Consider the following 25934-nt stretch of genomic DNA (forward strand, 5'->3'; position numbering starts at 1 on the left):
TGATCCTAGACAGTATCGTGGACAACAAATCCCTCTAAATTCTTAAAATATTTCTGTTCAAAGGCTTCTGGGCTTAACCAGCCGTTTGCGGAATGCCTTCTGACCCGATTGTAATAAATCTCAATATAGTCAAACAAGACTGTATTCGCTTCTTTTCGAGTGGCAAACACACTGCCATGGACCACATGACCTTTCAATGTATGAAAGAAGCTTTCGGTCACTGCATTATCCCAACAGTTTCCCCTGCGTGACATACTTTGAACGCAGTTATTCGTCAATAATAGCGCCCTAAAATCACGACTACAGTACTGTGAGCCTTGGTCCGAATGCACCATGACACCCATTGGATACCCCTGACGAGCCATTGCATAATGAAACGCATCACACACCAATTGACGGTCTATTCGATGGCTGGTTTGCCAGCCGACAATACGACGGCTGAATAGATCCAGCATCACACATAAATACAGCCAACCTTGCTTAGTACGGATATAGGTAATATCCGTTGTCCAGATCTTATTGGGTTCATTGACCGTAAATTGACGATCCAACAAGTTAGGCGCTGTAGGCAAACGATGGTTTGAATCAGTCGTATGCTTGTATTTACGTGCAATCCTGCTACGTAAACCAAGCTTTTTAAGCATTCTTCCAACGGTTCGTTCGCTCATGCTGTAACCTAAATCATGCATGTCATGTACCAATGAAGGTGCACCCAATCGTGCATGATGCTGCCAATATACGGCTTTTAAATCATTATATTTCTGCGCTGGATTGGTCTGGCGTTTTCGCCAGGCATAATAGCCTGAAGTGCTGACACCCAGGCATTGACAGGCAGAAGATACAGTGACTTCATTCACATCCAGATCTTGAATTACCGTGTACTTTTCTTGGCATGATCTGTCAGAAAGTACACATGCGCTTTTTTAAAGATGTCATTGGCTTCCCTGAGCTGTTTGACTTCTTTCTCTAATTCTAAGATCCGCTGTTGTTCTGGTGAAAGTTGACGTTTGCTTGAACCCACTGGATTGGCTTCACGAATCCATTTGTCTAAAGTTGAATAACCCACACCTAATTTCTGGGCGATTGCAGCTATAGGTTCGTGGGAGTTTGAAAGTGCATAATCAATCGCTTGCTGTTTAAATTCAGGACTAAAACGTTTAGCCATTTCTTGAATCTCCAAAGATTAAAGTTACGTTATCTTTAGAGGGACGTGCTGTCCATTATTTTGGCTAGGATCAGCTCTAAAGCACGTCACTTTTAAGGCTACATCTGCCTTATGCAGATGAAGCTGCTTATCTATTTTTATTGAGACCTATCATGAAACTCGCTGAAGCCTTATTACTTCGAAGTGATCTACAAACTAAACTGGTATCCTTACAACAACGGATTAATAGCAATGTGGTAGTACAAGAAGGTGATCAACCCAGTGAAGACCCGACTGCATTATTGGCAGAAGCATTTGAAGTCAATACCGAGCTGCATCGGCTGATTCAACGTATTCATCAAACCAATGCACAAGCACAAACTATCAATGGCAATGCTTTACTTGGCGTACTCAATCAACGGGATTTGCTCACTCAGCAACATCGTATCGTGCAACAAGCTATCGAGCATACTCGTCGTGATCATGCGCGTTATAGCTCAAGTGAAATCCGCTGGCTAAAAACAGTCTCGGTACAGCAACTGCAACAACAGGCTGATGACATCAGCAAACAATTACGTTTAAATAATCTCGAAATTCAAGCATCCAATTGGCAAATTGAGCTACTCTAGGTTATAACTGCTTCAGGATATATTGAGCGAGTACAAGGCCTTTGGTTTGTAAGGCTTTAATCCAACAAACACTAGCGAGAAGCAAGGCGTCTGCTTCGCCCATTTACTCATTAGGCGCAGCACTATGCATCTTTTACCGCTGACTTTTTACTATGTACTACCATGTACTGGCAATATATCCGCCTCATTCTGCCACTTGATTGTTGTATGCGAGATGCTTAGCAAATATTCATTGCAAAAAAATCCTCTACAAATAGAGGATTTTTTTATAGAACATGCTTATTTCATCCCAAATAATAATTTTAAACCTAATACCGTCATCACCACACCTGCGCCACGGTCAAACAGAGCCTTAAAACGTAAATAAACACGGCGTGGTTTATCTGCCGAAAGTGCAACTGCCACCAAAGAACACCACCCTGCATCAATAAAGAAACATAAGATCGGTAATACGACATAGTAATAACTTGGGATTTCTTTAGGTAAAAGTGCAGTAAAAATACTGGCTAAAATAATCGCTATTTTAGGATTACTCATTTGGGTAATTAAGCCTGAAACATAAGCACGGCGGTAGCTCATCACCGTTGCCCCATCCGCCACGCTTTGCACAGGCTCTTTGGCATGTTTAATAATTTTATAGGCCAGCCAAAGTAAATATAAGCCACCACAAATTTTCAGCCCTAAATAAGCCGCTGGCACTGCCAATAACAATGCTTGCAAACCCAATACCGCCAACAAAGCAAAAATGGCTGCGCCTGTGCCTGTGCCTAAAGCGGTAAATAAGCCATGTTTACGTGAAATCGCAATCGAGTTTTTTGCCACATAAATAAAGGTCGGCCCAGGGCTCATTGCACCTAACAGCAATGCCAACGCAATTGAGCCTAAAATCACCAGCGATTCCATAGCGATTCCTATATTTAAGGGAAAAAGAAAGCGCAATTTTACGCTGCTTGGCCATTTTTTACTGCTCTTTTTTTATGATCCAAGCAAAAATCTTCAGCACTTGGGCTAGATCTGGCCAATTCTCTGACTTGAATAAACAAGATGCCCATGTTGGGCATCTTGTTATGACAAAACCTTGCCACTTATTCAGCCAAGCTTTGCTGTGTAGGTGTAGATGGAGGCAATAGTTTATAATCATGATCATGTACTGGTACACCACCAATGATCATTGTCCGTGGTTTATTCATGTGATCGGTGGTGTCACACGCTGCAAGCCAAGTGACACCTAAACTGACGATAAGGAGTGCAATGCGACGCATATCCGTATCCTCCTGTATTTTTATTATGACTGTAGCATAGCAGTATTTGTATATTTTATCAGCAGCATTATAAGTATGGAACGCGCCGATTTATGTTTGAGCATATAGCCCAAAATATTCCCACCCAACATATTGAGCATCTAGGCGTTCAGCTTCATATTAAGCGCTTAGATTTGGTCCATCCGCACATCTCAGGCAATAAGTTTTTTAAGCTCAAATACAATTTAAAAACAGCCTTAGAACAAGGTTATACACAAGTCTTAAGCTTTGGTGGCGCCTATTCGAATCATATCGCGGCAACTGCTTTTGCTGCACATGCTTTAGGTTTAAGCAGCATTGGGATTATTCGTGGACTTGAACTGAAAGATCAACCACTTAACCCGACCTTAAGCACGGCGCAAGCTTTTGGCATGCAGCTTGTGTTTATCTCGCGTGAAGATTATCGCGCTAAAGATCAACCTGATTTTTTAAATATGCTCAAGGCCAAATATCCACAGGCGTATATCATTCCTGAAGGTGGCACCAATCAGCTGGCTATACAGGGCTGTAAAGAAATCTTAAGCAAGCATGAGCAAGATATTGACCTCCTTTGCTGTGCGGTAGGTACCGGTGGCACTATCGCCGGCTTAATTGAAGCCAGCGTAGCCCAGCAACAGATTTTAGGTTTTTCTGCCTTAAAAGGTGATTTTTTACAGCATGATGTCGCCGATATGACCACAAAAAGTAATTGGTCGATTACGGATGAATTTTGTTTTGGTGGCTATGCCAAAACTACGCCTGAACTGTTCAAATTTATCAAAGACTTTGAAGCCCAATATCAGATTCCTTTAGAACAGATTTATACTGGCAAAATGTTCTATGGCCTCTTTAAAATGATTGAACGCGGTGAGCTTGAACCGCAGCAGAAAATTTTAGTCATTCATAGTGGTGGCTTACAAGGACGTAACATTGCCTGAAAAGCGCTTAGAAATTGGCTATAATGCCCGGCTGATTGATTGCTGTTGGTAAATTGCCGTGTCTCCCTCTATGTTTGATGTAATTGTAATTGGTGCTGGTGCATCAGGCTTAATGTTGGCAGCCATGGCAGCCGCACGTGGTCGTCGGGTTTTGGTATTAGAAAAAGCCAATAAAGTGGGTAAAAAAATTCTCATGTCGGGCGGTGGTAAATGTAACTTTACCAATTTATATGTTGAGCCTGAAAATTACGTGTCACATAACCCGCATTTTGTCATTTCGGCGCTCAGTCGTTATAGCAACTGGGACTTTATTGGCATGGTCTGCGACTACGGAATCGAATACGAAGAGCGTAAACACGGACAATTATTTACCTTAAATGGCGCCAAAGATATTTTGGCCATGTTGTTAAAAGAATGTGATAAAACTGGCTTAGTGACCATTAAAACCAGTGCTGAAGTCAAAGAGGTCAGCACGGTCGATGGTCAAGGGTTTCAACTGGCCACAACTTTAGGCTTTTTCGAAGCTGAGTCAGTGGTAGTCGCGAGCGGTGGTTTATCTATCCCGACCTTAGGCGGTTCTGGGTTCGGCTATGAAATTGCCAAACAATTTGGCCATCACGTTTATCCAACCCGTGCTGGTTTAGTGCCATTTACTTTCTCAGATGGCTTTAAAGAAGTCACCACACGCCTAAGTGGTAATGCGGTAGAAGCCACTTTATCTAACCCATTAAATAGCTTTACCGAGGCTTTATTGTTTACCCATCGCGGTTTAAGTGGTCCAAGTTCTTTGCAATTATCAAATTACTGGCAAGTGGGTCAAAGCTTTAAAATTGACTTTTTACCAAGCCTCGACTTATCAGATTTCTTCAAAATCAAAAAAACCAGCCAACCTAAAGTGCTATTACGCACTTTACTAAGTGAACATTTACCCAAGAGTGTGGTGTTGGAGCTACAAAATCTTATTTGGCTTGAACATGCCGATAGTGCGATTGGTAATTTAAGCGATGATAAACTTGAATCGATTGCTGCGCAGTTGCATGGCTTTGAAGTCAAACCCTCTGGCACAGAAGGTTATCGAACAGCAGAAGTCACTTTAGGTGGTGTAGATACCACAGAAGTGTCATCTAAAACCATGGAAAGTAAAAAACAAAAAGGCTTGTATTTTATTGGTGAAGTGTTAGATGTCTCAGGGCATTTGGGCGGTTATAACTTCCAATGGGCTTGGGCATCAGCGCATGCTGCTGCCCAATATGTATAAGCTGTTGCTTGAGCTAGGCGACTAAAGTTCTCCGGTCGCCTGCTTGGGTGAGTCGTCTTGTGCCTCAGGCTGCCGTTCTACAGGTGGCGCCTTTAAATGAGCTTGCTTAGGCTTGTTACCACCAAAGACCAACTGATAACCGGCAACCAAAAAACCAATGGTCACCCCTGCGATGACCGCCGGTGCAAAACGATGATTGGGTTTTCTACGTGACATTTTGGCATCCTTAAATTTTGTACCAATGGGCATCAGCCCATTGGTGTCATTTCTTTAGTTCTTATCTTCAGGTTTAAGGTCTGTATTATTTTCTGCTTCGCCAGTTGAACCATATGGATTGTTCAATGGTTTTTGCTCTGGATCAACCACTAAACTATCTGGCACAGCAACATCCTGATCTGGATTCGTGCTTGGTTTTTTATCAGTCACCACTTCTACAGGGGCGATAATAGGTCCATCTGCATTCATTGTGGTACTTTTAAAATCAGATGATGGTGCTTGTGGTTTCATAATATCCTGATCTTTCACTGGCTCAGGATTTGGTTCATTGGCTTCACGTTTGGCTTTATCCATTAAATCAGTTAACAAACGTTCTGCAGGATTACGTCCACCTAAACCAAAGGCTAAGGCAAAGGCCACAGCTACTGCGCCAAGGGTTAAACCAAAGGCCAAATTCACAATCGAATCTGCAATGCCCATGGCACGTAAACCCATTGCCAGTACCAAGCCCATAATTAACACACGGACTAGATTGGCTAACCAACGTGAACTCTTATATTCACCGCGCTGTACCACATTGGCAACAATGTTAGCTAACCAGAAACCAATCACTAGGATGACAGCACCGAGTAAGATATTGGCACCAAAGTAAATGAACATGGCAATCAAATCACTGATTTGATCAAAGCCTAAACGGTTAGCTGCTTCAGATACGGCAAACAGCATGGTAAACAGCACAATCAAGTAACCAACAACGCAAGAGACTTTAGTTTCGCCTAAAAAACGCTGTGCACCAACTTTGGCAGGAATATTGTCTACCCCTGTACCTGCTAAAACTTCAACCACCAGTTTGGCCACAAAACGTGACACCACATACGCTACAATCAGGATTAAACCTGCAGCAATAATATGTGGAATGGCATTCATAATTTCATGCAACATGGCGGTGGCAGGTTGTGAAATTGCTTCTACACCTAGTGCTTCAAATGCCACAATTAAGGCCGTAATCATCACCACCGCAAAGAGGAACGAACCTAGTAAGCGCGGTAAATTAGAGCCTTTAAATAAACCAATTTTTTCTGCTTGCTGCTGTACATTGAGACTATTGCCTAAACCTTCGACAATACCACGTACAATTTTGGCCAAAATATAACCCGCAAAAACAATAATGCCGGCAATAAATAGATTAGGTAAAAAGCCAACCGCTTGATTCACCATATTTTGTACAGGATATAACAGACCATTTAAGCCTAAAATAGACAGTACAATTGGCAAGAACAGCAACAAAATTAACCAGTACACAATTTCACTGATATTTTGGCTAATTGGACTTACCCCAACTTCAGCGCTGAGTTTTTCATCTAAATTTGTACGGTTGAGTAATTTTTGCAGACCTACTTTCGCTACATTGGCTACTAACCAACCAATAAAACCAACAGCAACGGCTGCTAACAACTGCGGCACAAAGAGTAAGAATTGCTGCACCATGCTACTAAATGGACCACTCACACTATTGAGATTCAAGGCATTGAGTGCTCCAATCACCGCAATAATCATCACGATCCAAAACACAATTCGTGACACGATGTTTTCAATATTAGAGCGGTGCCCAGTCGCATTAGAAAGTCTTTGATTGGTACCAAGTTTTTGCAGTAGCTTTTTAATCCCAGCCGCCACCACCAAGGCAATAATCCAACCAACAATTAAAATGGCAATCGCGGCGAGAATAGGATGAAATTGCTCCCAATAATACATGGCATTTAAGCCACCTCGACTGCGCTCAAAATAATCATTCATATTGTTATCCTTTATTTTTGGTTTGTTTATCGGGTTTTGGCCCTACGTTTATCTCTGTATTACCTTAAGTTTTGTCTATTTTTTATTCAATGATTAATGTTAAAACTACAACAAAAACCCACAATCAGCCAGTAAAAAAGCCCTAGTGGATGAAGACTAGAGCTTTTTTAAAATTCACATTCTCACCTAACGATCAGTCGCAGTAGCAGTATCGGTTGCGGTCGCAGTACTTGTGCTGCTATTGGTAACACCTGCAGGCTGAGCTGTTGGATTTGGATGACCGGGAGGCGCCTCACTTGGCTTTGGTTTGACATCTGCCGTCATATAGAAAATCAGTGCCGCAAGAAATACCCCAACAATAATTAAGATATAAATGGGCAAACGCTTTTTTTGTTGGGCGTCTGACGCGCTGGTGGCATGATGCGACTTATTTGGATCGTGTTGCATGTTGCTCTCACCTTGATTGTTTGTTTTTTATACTAACAAGTCTAAGTGTTGCATTGTGTGAAGAAGCATAGCAGGATGGTGAACGAATAATCGCTCACACTGATGATTTTAGGCTATAATCAGTCACTCCTTTTTTTGCTGTGTTTTTACTTTATGGCGTATCGTCAACAGAGTGTAACGCTTGATTTAGACACGGATGTCACGCATCAATGTACTTTACACCACACGCGTGATCAGCATTTGATTGGCATTATTGAGTTTACTAAACCCACCTACCGCTTAAAATGGGGTGATTTAGAGTATTTTCGCCGTCGCACTGAAGAGTTTTCGGTAATGCCCTTTCCTGAGTGCATTAATGCTATGGTGATTGATATTCGTAACGTGGCGGCATTTTTAGACAACGAAGTGCCCATTATTCCATGGCGTCTTCTCGAAGAAGAATGCCCTGTGCGTTTAGTGGTACCACAGGATCGTCTCGATCATTATGCAGGTCTATTTGAACCGACATGGCTGACCACCGATGTAGAGACCGCTTTGCAAGAGATCCGTCAATTTGTAGATATGTTTGTGCATTAAGCAGCAAGCATTAAAGAAACCTCCACATTGGAGGTTTTTTTGTGTCCTGTGCTTGAGCTTTTAAAGTAAGACTTTACAGCGATTACCAGTAATTCTCTACGGCAATATTACCTTCACCACGGCGGTTCATGGTCAGGCCACGGGCTTTTAAAGCCTCTTTGGTATCATCGACCATCTGAGGGTTACCACACAGCATGACATGGCTGGTTGCAGGATTCAGCGGCAGACCTGCGGCTTGCTCAAGCTCGCCATTGGCAATGAGCACGGGTAAACGCTCATGCAAAGCTGCATTTGGGTCACGGGTAATAATCGGAATAAATTTAAAGCCCGTATGCCCTTCACCAAAAGTTTCGGCAATCTCTTGAATGCGCTCGCTATAGGCCAGTTCTGCCGCTGTACGTACACTATAGACTAAATTAATCTTTTGATATTTTGACCATGTTTCAAAGTCTTGCAGCATGGATAAAAATGGTGCTAAACCTGTTCCAGTCCCCAACAACCATAAATCTTGTGGTAAAGGCAATTGATAACGTGCCAGTGTTAAAAAGCCATAGGGGATTTTTTCAAGGTACAATTCATCACCCACTTGCAAATGCTGCAAGTTAGAGGTAAATGCCCCATCTGGCACTACAATTGAGAAAAATTCTAAAGTTTCATCAAAAGGTGATGAAACGACTGAGTACGCCCGTACCACCAAATCATCACCCACCTTTAAACCAATACGTGCAAACTGGCCTGCGGTAAATTTAAAATGAGCAGGACGGGTTAAGGTAAAACTAAACAGCGTATTGGTCCAACGATGTACAGATAAAACCTTTTCTTGTGTAAATTTCTCAATTGACATAATTTCAACGTGGCATCAAAGACTGCGCTCATGGTAGCATGAGACGATAATTTATGAATATTTTTTCAATGTTAAGGCTATATTCATGCGCATGACATTACGTCAGCTGGCTGTTTTTGTAGCAGTCGCTCAAGAGGGTACCGTAACCAAAGCCAGTGATGCGGTAAAGCTCACGCAAAGTGCGGCAAGTATGGCATTGGCCGACCTTGAAGATGGCTTAGGCGCTCCGCTGTTTGACCGTTTAGGTAAACGGCTACAACTCAATGATTTAGGTCGTTTTCTTCTCCCGCAAGCCTTAGAAATTCTAGGCCGCTGTGAAGCGTTTGAACAAGCAGCTAAAGGTGAGTTACAAAGTATTGATTTACGTTTAGGCGCAACCTTAACCATTAGTGACTACTTAATGCCAGATTTAATGGCGGATTTTTTACAAATTCAGCCACAAGCGCATTTACAATTACAAGTGGGCAATACTCGCCAAATGATCGAAGCTGTGAATCAGTTCCAGTTAGACTTAGCTTTAATTGAGGGTTCATGTCATTTACCGCAACTGCAATGTATTCATTGGCGCGATGACGAATTGGCGGTGTGCTGTGCACCAAGCCATCCTTTGGCGCAGTTACAACGTGAACTGAGCCCAATTGACTTTGTAAACGCGGACTGGATCTTACGTGAAGAAGGCTCAGGAACACGTGAAGTGTTTGATAATGCTATTTTACAAGACGTTCCAGATGCCAATATTCGTTTAACCTTAGGTCATAATGAAGCGATTTTAAAGATTGTTGCTGGTGGCTTAGGATTATCGTGTATTTCTAAACTGGCGATTGAACCTTTACGTGAAAAAGGTCAGCTGGTGATTCTAGAGACCCCATTTTGGCAACTGGCACGTCCGTTGTTTATGCTGGTGCATCGTCAAAAGTATCAAGGCCCAGGTCTAAAAGCCTTTATGAAATTCTGCGAAAAATAAAAAAAAAGCACCTTAAGGTGCTTTTTTTAAGGTATTGCTGTTGATTGCTCTACACAATAAATACGCCCAGCACAATACGGCGACTGTCTGGGCTGTAATTTAAACTCATAATGTCGCACATTACGCAAACGCTCATATTGCTGTAACTTCTGCTGATCTTTGTCAGAAAGACGAATAAGAGGTTGACCAGTATAAGTATTAAATTGAGCATAACCCAAACCTAAAAATAACAGCATAAAGAATAGGCTCACTAACCACTTTATCTGTCTGACTGCAGCTAATTTTTTCATTGTCGTCACTTTGAATTTTTATCATGTCTTAATCACTGTCTTATGCAGTGTGCTTATCCCCTGTACCTGTATATATTGTAAACAAAAAATGACCACTATGGTTCTTATTATTAAGTTTTTATAAAAATGTTATTTATGCTAACGTGCAAATTGTTTTTCACAGGGAATTCCGTCTGCATCACCATCCATTTTGGTATTTGGGCAATATTGATTAAAAAATAGCGCTTCTTCATAAGAGCGCATTTGCGAACAATGTTGACGCTCATCACAGCGAAAGTTTTTACCGGCGGCAGGTGGCGTTGGCATGATCGGTCGCTCTAGCACAGCTTGCCGCTCAACGGGCTTAGCAAGAATCTGTTCAGGTAAATCTCCATGTACTGCACGTTGTTGTAATACAATTTGTTCGTGTTCTGCAATTAAGCTGGCAAGCTGCGCTTGCTGTTCTCGCTTGTTTTGTTGATACAGCCCATATCCCCAATAGCTTGCTGCTAGTCCAGCCATCCCCAGAACAATAACCAATACAATTAATGCTGAGCCTTTGTGTTGCAACATCACTTTCCCCCTGTAGTTTTAAAAATTTTTGATAGTAAAAAGAGGTCCTCAGACCTCTTTAATTTTTATGCTTATTTAACCGCGAAAATTAGATAACAATGCTGAAGTAATGGATTTATTATGTTTTGCTACACGCGTTTTAACTGCTTTTTTAGATAGATCTTCTACACGCTGAATTTTAATGGCTTTAAATTTATCGCCATTACGTGCTACAAGAAACTTTACACGGTCGTTACGTTTTGGCTCACTACCGTCTTGTTGTGGAAAGTCAGAGATATGAAAGAAAATATCTCCATCCGCATAACCAATAAAACCAAAGCCTTTTGCTGAATCATATTGCTTGATTTTACCTTGCTGTAGTTCGTCTTTCATTGTGCTACCCTATCTTGAATTACCTAATCACATTATATAAAAAAGAGGCTAAAACAGCCTCTTTTTTGGTTGCTATTCAAACTTAGTCTTTTTGAACAGAACCGAAAATTTTATCGCCCGCATCACCTAGACCTGGCACGATATAACCATTTTCATTTAAGCCGTCATCAATTGACGCTGTGAAAATAGTGACATCAGGGTGTGCTTGTTCAACACGTTTAATCCCCTCTGGTGCTGCAACCAATACCATCACGCGAATGTCTTTACAACCGCTAGCTTTTAATACATCAATCGCTGCCACTAAAGATGAACCAGTAGCGAGCATTGGATCAATGATCATGGCAATACGGTTCTGTACGTCTGGTACTAATTTTTTGTAATAGGTACGTGCTTCTAAGGTTTCTTCGTCACGCTCTAAACCAAGAACCGACACTTTGGCACTTGGAATTAAGTTTAAGAAACCATCTAACATGCCAATACCAGCACGTAAAATTGGCACAACGGTAATTTTTTTACCCGCAATACGGTCAACATTCACCTGACCATTCCAACCTTGGATTTCTTGTTCAACCATTGGAAGATCTTTGGTTGCTTCATAAGTCAGAAGCATCGTGACTTCTTGTGCTAATTCACGGAAGTTTTTTGTACTAATGTCAGCACGGCGTAATAGGCCAAGTTTATGTCGAATTAATGGATGTCGAATTTCATGAATAGCCACGGGAGAGCACCTAAAAGGTTAAAGATAAAATTTGCTCTATTATAGAGCTTTTTGCAGCATTGGATAAATAAAAAAAGCCCTCAAACTGAGGGCTTTTTTGTTAACTTAGAATAATTTTAATCGTTATTGCTGACTTAACATGAAATGAAGCGGAGATAGAATCTCTGTTTCAAGTGCCAGTTTAATAATTGGGTCTGGATAAACACCAATCACTAATACTGCAGCGGCAACGACTAACACCATTACACCGCCCATTTTTTGACCCCATTCTTTGTCGGCGTCAATACGTGGCGTTTCTGGTGGTGTCATGTACATGACCACCATCACACGTAGGTAGTAGTACAAACCAATACCTGAACCCACAATAATCATGGCAGCCAAGAACCAGTGCTGAGTAGTTACTGCAGCCATGATTACTAAGAACTTACCAATGAAGCCTGCTGTTAATGGAATACCTGCAAGAGATAACATCATGACAGTTAATACAGCAGTTAACACTGGACGGCGCCAGAATAAACCGCGGTAGTCCGCTAAGCTTTCTGCTTCATCTGTGTTGTTATATGGGCTAGACATTAATGCAACCGCACCAAAGGCACCAATTGTAGTCAATACATAGGTAATCACGTAAACAGTCACGTTACCTAAGCTTGCGTAAGTCATGCTGATCAAACCAATGATCAAATAACCAAAATGCGCAATTGAAGAGTAAGCCAAAATACGTTTTAAGTTGACTTGTTTTACTGCCAGTAAGTTACCTACCAAAATAGAGAACACGGCAAGAATGGTTAAGATCGTGATGATTGAATCAACAAGGATCGCACCTGAAGTCAATAAATAACGTACAAATACACCAATGGTTGCCACTTTCGCAGCTGTTGCTAAGAAAGTCGCCATTGGCGCTGGCGCACCTGCATAAACGTCTGGTGTCCATTTATGGAATGGTGCTAAAGACAATTTAAATGCCACAGCAAAGATGATTAAGCCTAAACCTAAAATCACCATTGGCTGCGTGATGTTTTCCATTAAGGCTTGTACAGAATCATAGAACGATAATGAACCTGTGTAAGCATAAATGTACGCCATACCCATAAGCAGCATTGCAGATGCAGTTGCTGATAATACGAGGTATTTCACACCAGCTTCTAAAGATTTCGTACGCTGATGTGTATAAGCAAGCATACCGTATACAGGAATCGACATTAACTCTAAGCTAATGAAGAATGATGCATAGTGTGAGCTTGCTACCATTAACATTGCACCTGTAACAGACAACAACATTAATAGATAAAGTTCTTCGCGGTTGTCTTTATAACCTTCAATGTAGGCATGAGACAAGGTACAGCACGCAAGCGCTGCAACTACTGCGATTAATTGATACAGCAATGTAAATGGATCAACCATAAACATGCCCATCACGTTAGATGGTACAAAGCTGGTACCAAATAACATGAATAGAAGGTAGATGGCTGCAAGGTTTAAACCAATCACTGACGCAGTGGCGACAAGATTATGGTTACGTTTAATTGCAGTCAGTAGCATTGCCACGATCGCGGTTAAACCGACGATCATGACTGGCGCTAAAGGCATAAGTTCAGAAAATGACATTGTGAAGTTCATGACTTATTGGATCTCCACATTTTCGAGTTGAACTGAAGCTTCTTGAGCAACTTCAACTACTTCTTGCACTGGGATGTAGCTGTTCGCTAACCACGCCATGCTTGAGTTTGAAACGTCAAGGAAGGTTTGTGGATAAAGACCAAGCCATAACAGACCAATTGCACAAATTAAAAGTACAACCACTTCACGTGCATTTAAATCTTTTAAAGATGCATAGTGTTCACGTTGTTCTTCATTTGGTACACCAAACAAAGTTTTGTGAATCAGGATTAAACCGTAAACACCCGCAAATACTAAGCTTACTGTGGCAAGAATAGTAAATAGTGGGAATTTCGCGTATGAACCCATCAAGATTAGGAATTCACCGATGAAGTTACCCAAACCTGGAATACCGACTAATGCTGCAACAAAGAACATTAAGAAGAATGCAAGGTATGGGAACTGACCACGAATACCGCCCATTAAACGCATATCACGGGTATGTAAACGCTCATACACTTGACCACACATAATGAACAGTGCAGCAGACGATAAACCGTGTGCCAACATCATGATCATTAAACCTTGGAAGGTTAAGATGTTACCTGCGTAGATCGCAAGTAAGATAAAGCCCATGTGTGAAATCGACGTATACGCAAGTAAGCGTTTCATATCGGTTTGTTGGAAAGCACACCAAGCGCCGTAGAAAATACCAATTAAACCGAAGATGATTGCGATATCTGCAAATTGTGCAGATGCTGCTGGGAAGAACGGAATCACAAAACGTAATAAACCGTAAGCCGCAGTTTTAATCAAGATACCTGCAAGGTCTACAGAACCTGCTGTAGGTGCTTGCGCGTGTGCATCTGGTAACCAACCATGTAATGGGAACACTGGAAGTTTTACAGCGAAACCAATAAACATACAGATCATGAATGCATAAGCAAGTGAAGGCACTTGAGCATCTAAAGTATTCGCTACACCTAACAAGAAGTTATAGTTGAAGCTGATGTTACCTGTCATCATGTAACCGTAGATCACCAGACCTAGGATACCAATCAGCATGATCAGACCCGCAACTTGGGTATAGATAAAGAACTTGTTTGCTGCATAAACGCGTGACTTGCCCGCTTCACCTTTATGACCCCAAAGTGCGATCAAGAAGTAAATTGGAACTAGCATCATCTCCCAGAAGAAGAAGAACAAGAATAAGTCAATCGCTAAGAACACACCAATCACACCACCTAAAGACCATAAAAGGTTTAAGTGGAAGAAACCAACGTGTTTTTGAATCTCACCCCATGAACAGCCAACTGCTAAAATACCAAGAAGTGCAGTTAAACCGACCATCAGTAAAGATAAACCATCCACCGCTAAGTGAATGTTAATGCCTAAAGATGAAATCCAAGGCAACATAAATTCGGCAGACCAAGTTGGAACTTTGGCGCCTAGTTCATAATTAAACGTACCTGATTGCCATAACGCTACGGTTAAACCGAGCGTAACCAGCATACCAACGAGCGCAATATAGCGCGGCAGTTGTTGGTCGAGTTTATCGACCAACCAACATGCAAAACCTGCAATGAACGGTACAAGGATCAGCGCGGGTAAAAGAAAATTGTTTGTGATTTCCATCTTATTTCCCCACGATCTGAGTCACGATCAAGATCATTAGAAGTACAATAATACCTAATGCCATGCTCGCAGCGTAATCGCGTAATGAACCCGTTTGACGTGAACTTGTGAAGCTATGACCACCGCGAACGAGCGCAGGAAGTAGTAACCACACGCCATCAACTGGATCACGACCTAACATTTTAGCAATCAATAAGTAGGGTTTAACAAAGATGATGTCGTATAGCGCATCAAAACCCAGTGCGTTACGGCAGATATTTGCAAGACCTGAACCAATTGAAGTATTGGCAAAGCCCTTCACAGCATTATAAGCAAAGGCAAATAACACCACACCCACAGCAAGACCAGACAATGCCACCGCAATTGCGATGTATTCTGCACCATGTGCACCTGCAACTAAGTTTTCAGGAATCACGAATGCTGGAATTTTTGCTGCATCAAGAATGCTCATCACTGGTGCTTTCAGTACGATTGCTAGACCTGTTGAAAGTACAGCAAGAATCGCAAGTGGAGCCCAATACGTTACACCTTTAATTTCGTGGTAAGGCGTGTTCTCTTTGCCAAAGAATACGATCCAGATTAAACGGAAAGTATAAATAGAGGTTAAGAATGCACCTGCTACACCGACCCAGTAAAGCGTATTGTAAACTGGTAAGCCTGCTAAATGACTTTGTGTCCAAACAGCGGCTAAGATCGCGTCTTTTGAGAAGAAACCAATCGTTAAGAATGGAATTGCTGCTAAGGCACCACCACCAATCGCGAAACATGCAAATAGGAATTTGTTCTTGTAGAACAAGCCGCCCATTTTGAAAATGTTTTGTTCGTGATGGAACGCCAGAATCACTGCACCAGAAGACAAGAATAATAATGCCTTAAAGAATGCGTGAGTCAGCATATGGAATAGACCCGCTTGGTATGCTTCAGCACCCACTGCCATAAACATATAACCTAACTGACTCATGGTTGAGTAAGCCAAAATACGTTTAATGTCAGTTTGTACCAATGCAGCAAAACCAGCTACAAGTAATGTCACAGCACCTGTGATTGAGATAAACATCATCACTTCTGGGGCAAGTTCGAATACTGTAAACAAACGGCAGCACAGGTAAACGCCCGCTGTAACCATTGTTGCAGCATGGATTAACGCAGATACAGGTGTAGGACCTGCCATTGCGTCTGCTAACCAAGTTTGTAGTGGAATCTGCGCTGATTTACCTGCCGCACCTAAGAACAACATTAATGCAGTCCAAAGCGTAATTGACGAGCTTTGTGTCATCACAGTCGCCGCGTTTTCTACGATGTACTGTGTATTCAAAGTGCCAAACTGTTGGTAAAGCAAGAATAATGCGATTAATAAGAATACGTCACCAACACGTGTCACAGTAAAGGCTTTAATTGCCGCTAAACCGTTAGATGGTGTTTGGTAGTAGTAACCAATTAACAGGTAAGAACATAGACCTACGCCTTCCCAACCTAAGAATAACAACGCTAAGTTGTCACCTAATACCAGCAATAACATGCTCGCAACGAAGAGGTTGAAATACGAGAAGAAACGCGCAAAATCTTGTTCACCACGCATGTACCATGATGCAAAGATATGAATTAAGAAACCCACACCTGTGATCATGCCCAGCATGAGTAATGATAAACCATCTAATTGTAAGCTAATGCCTGGGGCAAAACCGCCGACATTAAACCACGTCCAAAGATGTTGGATATATAACTCTTTGCCGTTGTTCACAAAGTCAATGCCTGCAATTAGAGCAACTAATGCAGATAGACCTACCGCACCCACACCAATAATGGCTGCAACCGTTTCAGGAAGCTTGTGGCGACCCGCTGCTAATAGGACAAAACCAATGAGCGGGAATAAAATTGTTAAATATAAATAACTCATCCGCGCATCTCACTAGCAGCATCCACATCCAAGTGATGGAAGCGATGGTAGAACTGAAGGACGATCGCAAGACCGATACACGCCTCTGCAGCAGCAAGCGTTAAGATCAAGATGAACATAATTTGGCCATCTGGCTGTGCCCAAGCACTGCCTGCCAATACGAAAGCAAGTGCTGCCGCATTCATCATGACTTCAAGGCTCATCAATACAAATAGTAAGTTACGTCGTACCATTACACCGTAAAAACCCAGTGCAAAAAGAATAGATGCGACGATTAGACCGTGTTCTAAAGGGATGTTGCCCATTATTGTTTGTCCTCTTCTGCACCTGGCTCACGCTTACCAATATGGAATGCAGCCACTAAAGCAGCAAGCAATAACATGGCAGCAATTTCAACCAAGAGTAAGTATTCGGTAAAGAGTGCAATACCCACAGCCTTAGGACCGACAATTTCAGTACCCATCAGCGGACCAGCAACGTTGTACTCAGAACCTAACATCCATACTAGGACAAGACCCATCAGGAAACACATCAATGCCGGATATGCCCAAGCATCAGATGTTAACCACTTACGTTCTTGTTCTACAGTCGCTTGACCAAGGTTAAGCATCATCACAACGAAGACGAATAAAACCATGATCGCACCTGCGTATACGATGATCTCAAGTGCACCCGCAAACGGCGCACCCACAATCATAAACATACCGGCGACAGCAAGTAATGACACGATCAAGCTTAATAAAGCATGAACGGGATTCGCGTTGGTCACAACACGAATCGTAGAGACGATGGCCACAAGTGCCATCAAATAAAACGGCCACATCATGGTAATAGACTCCGTACATCAACAGGCTTACTTTCGCGCTGTGCTTGACCTTTGTCTTTACCTGCAACAGCCATACCTGTTACACGGTAGAAGTTATAGTCAGGATATTTACCAGGACCTGAAATGAGTAAGTTTTCTTTCTCATAGACTAAGTCTTGACGTACATACTCACCCAACTCAAAGTCAGGTGTTAACTGAATTGCAGTCGTAGGACATGCTTCTTCACACATACCGCAGAAGATACAACGTGAGAAGTTGATACGGAAAAACTCTGGGTACCAACGACCATCTTCGTGTTCTGCTTTTTGCAGTGAAATACAGCCAACAGGACAGGCAACCGCACAGAGGTTACACGCAACGCAGCGCTCTTCACCATCTGGGTCACGTGTTAACACAATACGACCACGGAAACGCGGTGGTACGATGTCTTCAGCTTTCACTTCTGGATATAAAATGGTGTCACGTTTACGTGTTGCATGTGAGAAAACCATCCACAAGCTACGTACAACCGACCCGACCCCAGCTAGAAATTTAAACATTTTGTTCTCCCTGCCCTTACCACAACACTACAGCAGCAGTAACTAGCAAGTTAACTAGCGTTAATGGCAAACAAATTTTCCAACCGAAGTTCATGACTTGGTCATAACGTGGACGCATTAAAGAACCACGAGCCAATACAAACATCATTACAAAGAATGCTGTTTTAATCACAAACCAGAATAATGGTGGAAGGAAATCCAGACCAAATGGAGCTAACCAGCCGCCAAAGAATAAAGTCACGATTAATGCTGAAATCAGCACTACGTTTACGTATTCGGCAACGAAGAACATACCCCATTTCATACCGCCATACTCGACGTGGTAACCCTCTGCCAATTCTTGCTCTGCTTCTGGTTGGTCAAATGGATGACGATGCGTAACCGCAACACCTGCCACGACAAAGATCATGAAGCCTAAGAATTGAGGAATCACAAACCATACGTCTTGCTGTGCTTCTACGATTTCACGTAAGTTGAATGAGCCAGCAATTGCCACCACACCCATTAACGAGATCCCCAAGAACACTTCATACGAAATGGTTTGCGCTGCAGAACGTAGACCACCGAGTAATGCATATTTGTTGTTTGATGACCAACCACCAAATAACACTGCATACACAGCAATACCTGCCATTGCCATAAAGAACAATAGACCGATGCTCATGTCCGCAACACCTAAATAAGGTGTTACCGGAATAACCATGAACGATAACACCGCAGTTGCCATTGCAACTGCTGGTGCCATACGGAAAGTTAACTTGTCTACGAATTTAGGTGTCCAGTCTTCTTTGAACATGATTTTCAGCATGTCGGCAACGATCTGGAAAATACCACCTGGACCGACACGGTTAGGACCGTAACGGTCTTGCCAAAGACCTAAAAGACGACGTTCAATAAAAGACATCAACGCAGCAATTAATACCACCACCAATAAAATGGCAATGGCTTGCACTACTGAGTACGCAATTGGCCAGTTCTCAGCCCAAAGCGGCGTTTGACGCATTAATTCTTGTTCCATGAATTACACTCCAGCCTTGACTGAAACAGGCTCTGCAAGAGATACCGTAGGTGCAAGACCGACTGGGTAACCAATGTAACCTGTAGGTAAATATTCAATCACTTGAACAGGTAGAACAACTTCAGTCTCGCCCGCTTTCACGGTGATTTTTTGGCCGTCTTGAACATTCAAGCGTGCAGCATCTTGCTCACCTACAGCAAACATTGCGTCAGGAATACGTGATTCCATCGCAGGTGTTTTCACTGTAAATTCGCCTGAAGCAAAGATATGGTGCATTGGTACAAGGCGGAAGCTTTCTGCATTCACAAGCACAGGTGCTGGTGCCACGAAAGTACGCGCTGGACGTTTTGCTAAACGATCGAATAAACGAACGCCTGAATCACCACCTTTTAATGAACCGCCCACGTTTTCTTGGAATTTGTTCCAAGCTTGTGGTGAGTTCCAACCTGCAGACCACGCAAACGGTACTAATGCTGCTGGTGTTTGATTCCCCACATAACCTTCCATCGAGAATGTTAATGCTGAGTCTTTGTCTGTTGGTTGTTTTGGTTCATGAATCGATAATGGCGCACGCATTGCAGTACGACCAGAATAACGACGTGGTTCACGCGCAACTTTTAAACCATGAACACGGAAGCCCGCATCTGGTGCAACATCTTGAATTGCTTCAAGAGCCGGTACGTTTTTGGCAACCGCTTCAATCACGTCATCAAGTACTGTCCAAGCAATCGCTTTGCCTTTCACGCCAGTTTCAATCGCGTGGATCCAGCGCCAAGATTCTTTGATCGCAAGTTCTGGTTTGTAGTAGCTTGGGTCATACACTTGGTAGAAACGTTGTGCACGGCCTTCTTGAGAAACGACAGTACCATCACCTTCAGCAAATGATGCTGCAGAAAGTACGATATCCGCTTGTTTAACCGTCTCAGTTTCTGAGTGATCAAGCACAATGATGTTTTTCGCTTTAGCGAATGCAGCATTGACTTGAGCCGCTGGTAAACGACGATATAAATCGTTTTCTACAACCACTAAAGTATCAAAGTCTTGTGCAAATGCTTGCTCAAGGCTATTACCACCCAAGATAGCCATACCCATTGAGTTCACTTCAGGAACAGTCAATGTTAGACCTGCATTACCCAGATTCTGTGCAACTTGTGCAGCAGCTTCCATGATTGATGCGTCTTGTAAACTTGTACCAGAGATGATTAACGGCTTTTTCGCAGCTTTTAAGGTATCGGCAATGGTTTGTGCAAATGCTTTGGCATCGTCAGCAAGACCTGTAATTGCTTCACCTTTTACGCCTGCAGCAATGGCAAAACCTAAACGCGCGATGTCGTTTGGAGAAGCAACCACTTCGCCTTCAGCTACGTCAGCTAAACGTGTTTGTGTTGCAGCTAAAATGTAAATCGGAGATTTCGCATCTTGTGCAATACGTTGTACAGGTTCAGCCAACCATTCTTGCGTACGGCGCTCAGCCGCCATCTCTTTGCCTTTATTTTTCGCAGCTTGGCGAACAGATAAAGCGATACGAGGCGCAGTTTGGGTTAAGTCTTCACCTAAGATCAACACCGCATCGTAGCTTTCGATTTCACGCATATTCGGGTTATAAACACCCTCTGTTTGCATGATAGAAGCTGCTAACTCCACAAGGTTTTGTTCTTTTTGCGACATACCTGTAGAGAAGTTCGCTTGACCGACTAATTCGCGTAACGCAAAGTTCGATTCAAGTGATGCGCGTGGTGAACCAATACCTAAGACTTTTTTGCCTTGGATATTTGCAATTACAGTATCAAGCGCTGTATCTACAGAAACTGTAGTCACGTTGGCACCTGAACGGAATTGTGGTTGACGTGGACGATCCGCGTTATTCACATAACCTGTACCGAAACGGCCTTTGTCGCATAGGAAGTATTGGTTAACTTCACCGTTGAAACGGTTTTCTACACGGCGCAGTTCGCCATAACGTTCACCCGGAGAGATGTTACAACCTGAAGAACAGCCTTGGCATACGCTTGGCGCATACTGCATGTCCCATTTACGGTTGTAGCGTTCTGAGTGAGTTTTGTCGGTGAATACACCAGTTGGACATACTTCAGTTAAGTTACCCGAGAATTCAGATTCTAAAGTCCCTGATTCTGGACGACCGAAGTAGACACGCGATGCGTTGGCATACACGCCAAAGTCTGTACCACCAGCATAGTCTTTATAGTAACGAACACAACGGTAGCATGCGATACAACGGTTCATTTCGTGTGAAATGAATGAGCCAAGCTCTTGATTGTAGTGCGTACGTTTGGTGAAACGATAGCGACGACGGTCATGCTGAGTCATTACTGTCATATCTTGTAAATGACAGTGACCACCTTCTTCACACACTGGACAGTCGTGTGGGTGGTTGGTCATTAAGAACTCAACGATTGACGCACGAAAATCTTTTGCTTCTTTGTCTTCGATCGAAATATAGGTATTGTCAGCAGCCGGTGTCATACATGACATCACCAGACGACCACGCGTATCTTCAGGATTCGCGTATTGTGTCACAGCACATTGACGGCAAGAACCGACAGAACCTAAGGATGGATGCCAACAAAAGTACGGAATATCAATACCCAAAGACAAACATGCTTGTAGCAAGTTCTCTGAGCCATTGACTTCGTACGATTTGCCATCGACATGAATTGTAGCCATAGTCGAATTCCTTAAGCTTGTTTTACATCAGCAGTTTTAGCGGCCGCATCAACGACTTTCGCTTCAAACTCATGACGGAAATATTTGAGTGCGCCCATAAGCGGCTCCATTGCACCAGGAGCATGTGCACAGAAAGTTTTACCAATCCAAAGCTTACGCGTAAGCTCTTGTAAATGATCGATATCTTCTTTCTTACCAGTACCATCTTCAAGTGCTTTTAGCGCTTTCACCGCCCAAGGTAAACCATCACGGCAAGGGGTACAGAAACCACATGATTCACGCGCAAAGAATTCTTCTAAGTTACGTGTTGCTGAAACCATACATTGGGTTTCATCAACCACCATGAGCAAACAGGTACCCAAACGTGAACCTGCTTTCATGATGCTTTCCGCATCCATAGGAAGATCAATGTGTTCAGCTGCTAAGAAGTCAGTTGAGGCACCGCCTGGTAACCATGCTTTAAGCTTTAAGCCATCTTTCATGCCACCCGCGTGATCTTCAATCACTTCACGTGCAGTCGTACCAAAAGGTAGTTCCCACAGACCTGGGAATTTTACTTTGCCTGAAGCACCGTAAATTTTTGTGCCTGGATCTTTTGATTTACCTTGTGATAAACCAACATACCACTCAGGGCCACGTAGCATAATTGCCGGTAAGTTATTGTAAGTCTCTACGTTGTTGACAATCGTAGGACGACCCCAAGCACCAGCAACTTGCGGGAATGGTGGCTTAGTACGCGGATTCGCACGGCGACCTTCAAGCGAGTTAATCAATGCAGTTTCTTCACCACAGATATAACGACCCGCACCAGTATGCACGTGTAACTCAAAGTTCCAACCTGTACCTAAGATGTTGTCACCTAAATAACCTTTAGCGCGAATTTGCTCTAAAGCTTCATTTAAGTATTTTGCAGCTTCGATGTACTCACCACGGATAAAGATATAACCGTGAGTCGCTTCTAAGGTATAGCCTGCAATCAACATACCTTCGATCAATTGATGAGGAAGTTTTTCCATCAACAAACGGTCTTTAAAGGTACCTGGTTCCATTTCGTCGGCATTACAAATTAAGTAACGCGGGCCAGAGTTATCGTTTGGCGCCATCAGCGACCATTTGATCCCTGCTGGGAAACCTGCACCACCACGGCCTTTAACCGTTGCAGCTTTTACAACATCTAAAACTTCTTTCGGTTGCATTGAAAGGGCTTTTTTAAAGCCTGCATAACCGTCAAGTGCTTCGTAGTCATCTACACTACGCACAGCTTCCTGTTTGCTTAAACGCCACGTTAATGGGTGAGTTTCTGGGTTACCGTCGCCGTAAATCGGTTTTGGTTCAGTATTCATACATACTTCTCCAATAACTGTTTCACTGAAGAAACATCCACTAAACCGTGAGTGTCTTCATTAATCATCAAAGTTGGACCTTTGTCACAGTTACCTAAACAGCAAATTGGTAAGATCGTGAAACGACCATCCGCTGTAGTTTGACCAAACTGGATCCCAAGCTCGCGTTGGAACGCTTCTGCTAAAGTTTCCGCCCCCATTAAGAAGCACGCAATTGAGTCACATAATAAAATGACATTGCGGCCTACAGGTTGACGGTAAATACGGTTATAGAACGTTGCAACACCTTCTAAATCCGCCACGCTCATTGAAAGCATTTGTGCAATGGCATTCATTTGCGCATCATCTACCCAGCCATTACGGCGTTGTACACATTTGAGCGCATCTAAGCACGCTGCACGTGGGTACGGGTAGTGACCAATGTGATGTTCAATTTCATGAATTTCGTCAGCTGTCAAAATCCCTTCAACATTCACACGTGGTTTTTTATCAGTCAAAATCATCATAATGCGATTACCCCTTAGCGATCCACGTCAGCCATTACGACGTCAATGGTCGCTAAATAAATGATTAAGTCAGACATTAAGCTGCCGTTAATCACAGAAGGCATTTGCTGTAAATGTGTGAAGGTTGGTGTACGAATACGGGTACGGTAACTCATGGTTGACTTGTCTGAAGTCAAGTAGTAGTTCGATGCACCTTTAACCACTTCAGCCATTACAGACGCTTCGCCTGCTGGCATTACAGGACCCCAAGATACGCTTAAGAAGTGCGTAATCAAGGTTTCAATATCTTGTAATGTCTTATCTTTTGGTGGTGGAACAGCCAATGGATGATCCGCTTTGTACGCACCAGACGGCATGTTATCAAGACATTGCTTGATAATTTTTAATGATTCTTCAATCTCACGATAGTGAACCATCACACGCGCGTAAGCATCACCTTCGTACTCTAGTGGCACTTCGAAGTCGTAGTTTTCGTAGCCGCTATACGGACGATATTTACGCACGTCAAAGTCAATCCCTGTCGCACGTAGACCTGTACCTGTTACACCCCAAGCCAATGCAGATTTTGCATCGTATTGCGCAACATTACGGGTACGACCAATAAATACAGAGTTTTTCAGCGCTGCAGTATGGTATTCCTTCAAACGTTTTGGCATCCAATCCAAGATTTCACGGATTAAATGTTGCCAGTTGTTTGGAAGGTCGTGTGCTGTACCACCAATACGGAACCACGCTGGGTGCATACGGTAGCCTGTGATCGCCTCAATCGCGTCATAGATTTTTTGACGGTCAGCGAACATATAGAATACAGGGGTCATACCACCAGCATCTTGGATTGCGGTACCAATAAACAATAAGTGGTTATTAATACGGAACAATTCAGACATCATGACACGGATACATTGTGCACGGTCAGGAACGGTAATCCCTGCCATTTGCTCAACACCGAGTACATAAGGCATGTTCTGTGCACAACCACCTAAGTAGTCGACACGGTCTGTATACGGAATGAATGAATGCCAAGTTTGACGTTCAGCCATCTTTTCCACACCACGGTGGTGATAACCGATATCCGGCACACAGTCTTTAACTTCTTCACCATCTAACTGCAAAACAATACGGAATGCACCGTGCGCAGATGGATGGTTCGGACCTAAGTTTAGGAACATGAAGTCTTCGTCATCATTACCGCGTTTTAGACCCCAATCTTCAGGCACAAAACGTAAGTGCTCTTGCTCGTAGTCCTGTTTCGCTTGGTTCTGCATATACGGGGTATATTCAGTGGCACGCGCTGAATATTCTTTACGCAGCGGGTGACCTTCCCAATAGGTTGGTAACAAAATACGACGCAGCATTGGATGCCCTTCGAAATTGATACCAAACATATCGTAAGCTTCACGCTCGTACCAGTTGGCGTTTGGCCAAATGTTGGTTGCTGTAGGAATGTTAATGTCATTCTCATTCAACGCAACTTTAATACGAATGTCCGTGTTACGCTCAAGCGATAACAAGTGATAGAACACAGTAAAGTCAGACGCAGGTAAACCGTCGCGGTGAGTACGTAAACGCTCATCTACCGCAGACAAGTCGAACAACATCACGTAAGGACGTGACACTGTACGCAAGAACATTAAAACTTCTTGTACACGTGCGCGCTCAACCCAGACTGTTGGGAAATCCTCAAAAGTCGTTTGCACGTAAAAGTTCTCACCAAATTTGGTTTTGAGCTCTTCTACAATTGCAAATGCTGGGCGTGGATCAATTGGTGTTGATCCTGGCATAGCAATGTCTTCAGCCATTGGCTTGGCTTCCTATTTAATACAAATTCATTCAAACCTAAACGACAACAACACCCATAACGGGT

27 protein-coding genes are annotated in these 25934 nt (G+C 42.9%); 5 read left to right on the forward strand and 22 right to left on the reverse strand.

All coding sequences use genetic code 11. From position 1 onward, the window contains the following. Positions 1–5: 5 nt before the first annotated feature. A protein-coding gene (locus AC5YCI_RS07930; protein WP_496175269.1) for an IS3 family transposase occupies positions 6–1165 on the reverse strand; the annotation gives its coding sequence in 2 pieces (ribosomal slippage) (positions 6–919 and positions 919–1165; 1161 coding nt in all). 152 nt (positions 1166–1317) lie between these two features. Between AC5YCI_RS07930 and AC5YCI_RS07935 the strand changes: the two genes are divergently transcribed. Beyond that, positions 1318–1773 (forward strand): DIP1984 family protein, encoded by a 456-nt coding sequence (locus AC5YCI_RS07935; RefSeq protein WP_496129344.1) that lies wholly within the window; start codon positions 1318–1320, stop codon positions 1771–1773. A 279-nt stretch (positions 1774–2052) separates the two neighbouring features. On the opposite strand, the gene AC5YCI_RS07940 is transcribed toward AC5YCI_RS07935, so the two are convergent. Continuing rightward, positions 2053–2676, reverse strand: coding sequence for a LysE family translocator (locus tag AC5YCI_RS07940; RefSeq protein WP_496129343.1), 624 nt, complete (start codon positions 2674–2676; stop codon positions 2053–2055). A gap of 182 nt (positions 2677–2858) precedes the next feature. Continuing rightward, a complete protein-coding gene (locus tag AC5YCI_RS07945) occupies positions 2859–3035 on the reverse strand; it encodes an NF038215 family lipoprotein (RefSeq protein ID WP_496129342.1) in 177 nt (58 codons plus the stop codon). Positions 3036–3127: 92 nt separating this feature from the next. Between AC5YCI_RS07945 and AC5YCI_RS07950 the strand changes: the two genes are divergently transcribed. Next, a complete protein-coding gene (locus tag AC5YCI_RS07950) occupies positions 3128–3991 on the forward strand; it encodes a 1-aminocyclopropane-1-carboxylate deaminase/D-cysteine desulfhydrase (protein ID WP_496129341.1) in 864 nt (287 codons plus the stop codon). A 58-nt stretch (positions 3992–4049) separates the two neighbouring features. Next, positions 4050–5249, forward strand: a complete 1200-nt coding sequence (locus tag AC5YCI_RS07955) for a BaiN/RdsA family NAD(P)/FAD-dependent oxidoreductase (protein ID WP_496129340.1) — start codon at positions 4050–4052, stop codon at positions 5247–5249. Between the two features lie 21 nt (positions 5250–5270). Here the strand turns inward: AC5YCI_RS07955 and AC5YCI_RS07960 are convergent, their stop codons facing one another. From AC5YCI_RS07960 to AC5YCI_RS07970, 3 genes are all read right to left on the reverse strand, one after another. Further along, a complete protein-coding gene (locus AC5YCI_RS07960) occupies positions 5271–5465 on the reverse strand; it encodes a hypothetical protein (RefSeq protein WP_496129339.1) in 195 nt (64 codons plus the stop codon). Positions 5466–5519: 54 nt separating this feature from the next. Beyond that, a complete protein-coding gene (locus AC5YCI_RS07965; protein WP_496129338.1) occupies positions 5520–7262 on the reverse strand; it encodes a mechanosensitive ion channel in 1743 nt (580 codons plus the stop codon). 186 nt (positions 7263–7448) lie between these two features. Further along, positions 7449–7709: a hypothetical protein gene (locus AC5YCI_RS07970; RefSeq protein WP_496129337.1), complete on the reverse strand. Its 261-nt coding sequence runs from the start codon at positions 7707–7709 to the stop codon at positions 7449–7451. Between the two features lie 153 nt (positions 7710–7862). Between AC5YCI_RS07970 and AC5YCI_RS07975 the strand changes: the two genes are divergently transcribed. Continuing rightward, the gene (locus tag AC5YCI_RS07975) at positions 7863–8285 is read left to right on the forward strand and encodes a hypothetical protein (RefSeq protein ID WP_496129336.1); all 423 of its coding nucleotides are present in this window, start codon (positions 7863–7865) and stop codon (positions 8283–8285) included. Positions 8286–8367: 82 nt separating this feature from the next. Here the strand turns inward: AC5YCI_RS07975 and AC5YCI_RS07980 are convergent, their stop codons facing one another. After that, entirely contained in the window at positions 8368–9129 is a 762-nt protein-coding gene (locus AC5YCI_RS07980) for a ferredoxin--NADP reductase (RefSeq protein WP_496129335.1), read from the reverse strand. 85 nt (positions 9130–9214) lie between these two features. Between AC5YCI_RS07980 and gigC the strand changes: the two genes are divergently transcribed. Then, the gene (gene gigC / locus AC5YCI_RS07985; RefSeq protein ID WP_496129334.1) at positions 9215–10093 is read left to right on the forward strand and encodes a LysR family transcriptional regulator GigC; all 879 of its coding nucleotides are present in this window, start codon (positions 9215–9217) and stop codon (positions 10091–10093) included. Between the two features lie 26 nt (positions 10094–10119). Here the strand turns inward: gigC and AC5YCI_RS07990 are convergent, their stop codons facing one another. The 15 genes from AC5YCI_RS07990 to nuoC all read right to left on the reverse strand — a co-directional run bounded on the left by AC5YCI_RS07990 (position 10120) and on the right by nuoC (position 25869). Next, a complete protein-coding gene (locus AC5YCI_RS07990) occupies positions 10120–10383 on the reverse strand; it encodes a hypothetical protein (protein ID WP_496129333.1) in 264 nt (87 codons plus the stop codon). A 138-nt stretch (positions 10384–10521) separates the two neighbouring features. Then, positions 10522–10935: an excalibur calcium-binding domain-containing protein gene (locus AC5YCI_RS07995; protein WP_496129332.1), complete on the reverse strand. Its 414-nt coding sequence runs from the start codon at positions 10933–10935 to the stop codon at positions 10522–10524. 75 nt (positions 10936–11010) lie between these two features. Next, complete coding sequence (locus AC5YCI_RS08000) at positions 11011–11307, reverse strand: cold shock domain-containing protein (RefSeq protein WP_496129331.1); 297 nt, start codon at positions 11305–11307, stop codon at positions 11011–11013. Positions 11308–11389: 82 nt separating this feature from the next. Then, positions 11390–12025: a uracil phosphoribosyltransferase gene (upp, locus tag AC5YCI_RS08005; protein ID WP_496129330.1), complete on the reverse strand. Its 636-nt coding sequence runs from the start codon at positions 12023–12025 to the stop codon at positions 11390–11392. Between the two features lie 123 nt (positions 12026–12148). Then, a complete protein-coding gene (gene nuoN, locus AC5YCI_RS08010) occupies positions 12149–13642 on the reverse strand; it encodes an NADH-quinone oxidoreductase subunit NuoN (RefSeq protein WP_496129329.1) in 1494 nt (497 codons plus the stop codon). A 3-nt stretch (positions 13643–13645) separates the two neighbouring features. Further along, on the reverse strand, positions 13646–15250 hold the full coding sequence (gene nuoM / locus AC5YCI_RS08015; RefSeq protein ID WP_496129346.1) for an NADH-quinone oxidoreductase subunit M: 1605 nt from the start codon (positions 15248–15250) through the stop codon (positions 13646–13648). A gap of 7 nt (positions 15251–15257) precedes the next feature. Beyond that, entirely contained in the window at positions 15258–17153 is a 1896-nt protein-coding gene (gene nuoL, locus AC5YCI_RS08020; RefSeq protein ID WP_496129328.1) for an NADH-quinone oxidoreductase subunit L, read from the reverse strand. Continuing rightward, entirely contained in the window at positions 17150–17458 is a 309-nt protein-coding gene (gene nuoK / locus AC5YCI_RS08025) for an NADH-quinone oxidoreductase subunit NuoK (protein WP_496129327.1), read from the reverse strand. Before nuoK ends, nuoL begins: the two co-directional genes overlap by 4 nt. Continuing rightward, positions 17458–17976 carry an NADH-quinone oxidoreductase subunit J gene (nuoJ, locus tag AC5YCI_RS08030; RefSeq protein WP_496129345.1) on the reverse strand — a complete coding sequence of 173 codons (519 nt, stop codon included), beginning with the start codon at positions 17974–17976 and terminating at the stop codon, positions 17458–17460. Before nuoJ ends, nuoK begins: the two co-directional genes overlap by 1 nt. Beyond that, on the reverse strand, positions 17976–18518 hold the full coding sequence (gene nuoI, locus AC5YCI_RS08035; RefSeq protein ID WP_122899221.1) for an NADH-quinone oxidoreductase subunit NuoI: 543 nt from the start codon (positions 18516–18518) through the stop codon (positions 17976–17978). Before nuoI ends, nuoJ begins: the two co-directional genes overlap by 1 nt. Positions 18519–18534: 16 nt before the next feature. Next, on the reverse strand, positions 18535–19536 hold the full coding sequence (gene nuoH, locus AC5YCI_RS08040; RefSeq protein WP_122899219.1) for an NADH-quinone oxidoreductase subunit NuoH: 1002 nt from the start codon (positions 19534–19536) through the stop codon (positions 18535–18537). Between the two features lie 3 nt (positions 19537–19539). Continuing rightward, positions 19540–22221, reverse strand: coding sequence for an NADH-quinone oxidoreductase subunit NuoG (gene nuoG, locus AC5YCI_RS08045; protein ID WP_496129326.1), 2682 nt, complete (start codon positions 22219–22221; stop codon positions 19540–19542). An 11-nt stretch (positions 22222–22232) separates the two neighbouring features. After that, complete coding sequence (gene nuoF, locus AC5YCI_RS08050) at positions 22233–23564, reverse strand: NADH-quinone oxidoreductase subunit NuoF (RefSeq protein WP_496129325.1); 1332 nt, start codon at positions 23562–23564, stop codon at positions 22233–22235. Beyond that, complete coding sequence (gene nuoE, locus AC5YCI_RS08055) at positions 23561–24070, reverse strand: NADH-quinone oxidoreductase subunit NuoE (RefSeq protein WP_122899213.1); 510 nt, start codon at positions 24068–24070, stop codon at positions 23561–23563. Before nuoE ends, nuoF begins: the two co-directional genes overlap by 4 nt. 14 nt (positions 24071–24084) lie before the next feature. Then, positions 24085–25869 carry an NADH-quinone oxidoreductase subunit C/D gene (gene nuoC, locus AC5YCI_RS08060; RefSeq protein ID WP_496129324.1) on the reverse strand — a complete coding sequence of 595 codons (1785 nt, stop codon included), beginning with the start codon at positions 25867–25869 and terminating at the stop codon, positions 24085–24087. Between the last annotated feature and the right edge of the window lie 65 nt (positions 25870–25934).

This window comes from Acinetobacter sp. CY17 (assembly GCF_059515825.1).

What these genes read in the sequence shown, in the direction of transcription:
- AC5YCI_RS07935 (WP_496129344.1), top strand. Translation starts at nt 1,318, where the DNA reads ATGAAACTCGCTGAAGCCTTATTACTTCGAAGTGATCTACAAACTAAA.
- AC5YCI_RS07940 (WP_496129343.1), bottom strand. Translation starts at nt 2,676, where the DNA reads ATGGAATCGCTGGTGATTTTAGGCTCAATTGCGTTGGCATTGCTGTTA.
- AC5YCI_RS07945 (WP_496129342.1), bottom strand. Translation starts at nt 3,035, where the DNA reads ATGCGTCGCATTGCACTCCTTATCGTCAGTTTAGGTGTCACTTGGCTT.
- AC5YCI_RS07950 (WP_496129341.1), top strand. Translation starts at nt 3,128, where the DNA reads ATGTTTGAGCATATAGCCCAAAATATTCCCACCCAACATATTGAGCAT.
- AC5YCI_RS07960 (WP_496129339.1), bottom strand. Translation starts at nt 5,465, where the DNA reads ATGTCACGTAGAAAACCCAATCATCGTTTTGCACCGGCGGTCATCGCA.
- AC5YCI_RS07965 (WP_496129338.1), bottom strand. Translation starts at nt 7,262, where the DNA reads ATGAATGATTATTTTGAGCGCAGTCGAGGTGGCTTAAATGCCATGTAT.
- AC5YCI_RS07970 (WP_496129337.1), bottom strand. Translation starts at nt 7,709, where the DNA reads ATGCAACACGATCCAAATAAGTCGCATCATGCCACCAGCGCGTCAGAC.
- AC5YCI_RS07975 (WP_496129336.1), top strand. Translation starts at nt 7,863, where the DNA reads ATGGCGTATCGTCAACAGAGTGTAACGCTTGATTTAGACACGGATGTC.
- AC5YCI_RS07980 (WP_496129335.1), bottom strand. Translation starts at nt 9,129, where the DNA reads ATGTCAATTGAGAAATTTACACAAGAAAAGGTTTTATCTGTACATCGT.
- gigC (WP_496129334.1), top strand. Translation starts at nt 9,215, where the DNA reads ATGCGCATGACATTACGTCAGCTGGCTGTTTTTGTAGCAGTCGCTCAA.
- AC5YCI_RS07990 (WP_496129333.1), bottom strand. Translation starts at nt 10,383, where the DNA reads ATGAAAAAATTAGCTGCAGTCAGACAGATAAAGTGGTTAGTGAGCCTA.
- AC5YCI_RS07995 (WP_496129332.1), bottom strand. Translation starts at nt 10,935, where the DNA reads ATGTTGCAACACAAAGGCTCAGCATTAATTGTATTGGTTATTGTTCTG.
- AC5YCI_RS08000 (WP_496129331.1), bottom strand. Translation starts at nt 11,307, where the DNA reads ATGAAAGACGAACTACAGCAAGGTAAAATCAAGCAATATGATTCAGCA.
- nuoN (WP_496129329.1), bottom strand. Translation starts at nt 13,642, where the DNA reads ATGAACTTCACAATGTCATTTTCTGAACTTATGCCTTTAGCGCCAGTC.
- nuoL (WP_496129328.1), bottom strand. Translation starts at nt 17,153, where the DNA reads ATGAGTTATTTATATTTAACAATTTTATTCCCGCTCATTGGTTTTGTC.
- nuoK (WP_496129327.1), bottom strand. Translation starts at nt 17,458, where the DNA reads ATGGGCAACATCCCTTTAGAACACGGTCTAATCGTCGCATCTATTCTT.
- nuoJ (WP_496129345.1), bottom strand. Translation starts at nt 17,976, where the DNA reads ATGTGGCCGTTTTATTTGATGGCACTTGTGGCCATCGTCTCTACGATT.
- nuoI (WP_122899221.1), bottom strand. Translation starts at nt 18,518, where the DNA reads ATGTTTAAATTTCTAGCTGGGGTCGGGTCGGTTGTACGTAGCTTGTGG.
- nuoH (WP_122899219.1), bottom strand. Translation starts at nt 19,536, where the DNA reads ATGGAACAAGAATTAATGCGTCAAACGCCGCTTTGGGCTGAGAACTGG.
- nuoG (WP_496129326.1), bottom strand. Translation starts at nt 22,221, where the DNA reads ATGGCTACAATTCATGTCGATGGCAAATCGTACGAAGTCAATGGCTCA.
- nuoF (WP_496129325.1), bottom strand. Translation starts at nt 23,564, where the DNA reads ATGAATACTGAACCAAAACCGATTTACGGCGACGGTAACCCAGAAACT.
- nuoE (WP_122899213.1), bottom strand. Translation starts at nt 24,070, where the DNA reads ATGATGATTTTGACTGATAAAAAACCACGTGTGAATGTTGAAGGGATT.
- nuoC (WP_496129324.1), bottom strand. Translation starts at nt 25,869, where the DNA reads ATGGCTGAAGACATTGCTATGCCAGGATCAACACCAATTGATCCACGC.